This window comes from Pelotomaculum isophthalicicum JI (assembly GCF_029478095.1).
GTDB lineage: Bacteria > Bacillota > Desulfotomaculia > Desulfotomaculales > Pelotomaculaceae > Pelotomaculum_D > Pelotomaculum_D isophthalicicum.
Window position 1 is genome coordinate 1 of record NZ_JAKOAV010000093.1, and the last position, 1,053, is coordinate 1,053.

The 1,053-nt window shown below is 40.0% G+C and carries 1 protein-coding gene; it reads right to left on the bottom strand.

What is annotated here, in order from left to right; all coding sequences use genetic code 11:
* Positions 1 to 187 precede the first annotated feature (187 nt).
* Positions 188 to 1,053 (bottom strand): IS91 family transposase (locus L7E55_RS17560; protein WP_277445656.1); only part of this gene is annotated, 866 nt, incomplete at its 5' end.

The window sequence follows — 1,053 nt, forward strand, 5'->3', positions numbered from 1 at the left end:
AAAAAGCCGCCCTATCGGGCGGTTCTTCCTTTTCTAGAAGATATCTTCTAAGCTGTTTTGCCATGGCTCTTTAGGACGCATTTCTCCTCCGCATTTTTCGCAGACAAACCTGGGAGGTACCGTCGGATCTCCTGTATCAACTAGGTCAAAATACTGGACTACCTCTTCCGGAATTTCTTCTTCTACATTACACTGCAAACAGCGATATGTTATCGTAGCTTCTTTCTCCAACAACGGTCTTTCTTTTTTCTTTTTTTGCTTTTTTGCTTTTGCCATATTCTTTTACCTCCACACCACCCGAAAAAAGGTCATAGATATCCCCGTATTTCGGATGCCAAATTCTTACGAGTTCCATCTCGTTGCCACACCGTGGACATTTATAAGGATCTAACCCGAATTCTTTTATCATTCGTTCACGGTAACTTATTTTTCTTTTATTATTAGCAACCTGGCCTTTATACCCGTGAATTTGTTTCTCTTTTAGCAGTTTTTCTAACTGCCAAAACCTTACCGCTATTCTACACAAAGCTCTTTTATTCCTTGCATATATCCCGTAATGCCTAACCATTTTAAACTGTTTTTCTGGTATATGGCTTACAAGACGTCCAATAAACTGAAGGATAGGCATAGTAACTTCCTCAATTTTCCCTGTTTCGGAATCTTCGTACCAGAATTCAACTTCTTTATTATTCCACCTTATTATCCTGGATTCGGCAATCGCTGGCCTGGACATGTACCGCCCAATATATTTTGCTGCGCTTTTGGCGCTCCTCATTTTAGTCTTGGCATGTACGTAAAAACCGTTCTTTTTTTGAGTGTATAGCTTGTTGACTAAGTTAATGATCTTTTTGTCACCCTTGAAGCGTTCCCTGAATGCTTTTAAGATCAGATGCTGCCAACGTTTTCTTAGAGCGGCATAGGGTAAAAAGCTTATGGGTCTCCATTCATCGTTTTTATCAAGACCACCCTCAGTCATTAAGGCATGTATATGCGGATTGAATTTTAAATTTCTCCCAAAGGTATGGACTACGATTACTATTCCAGGGGTTAAGT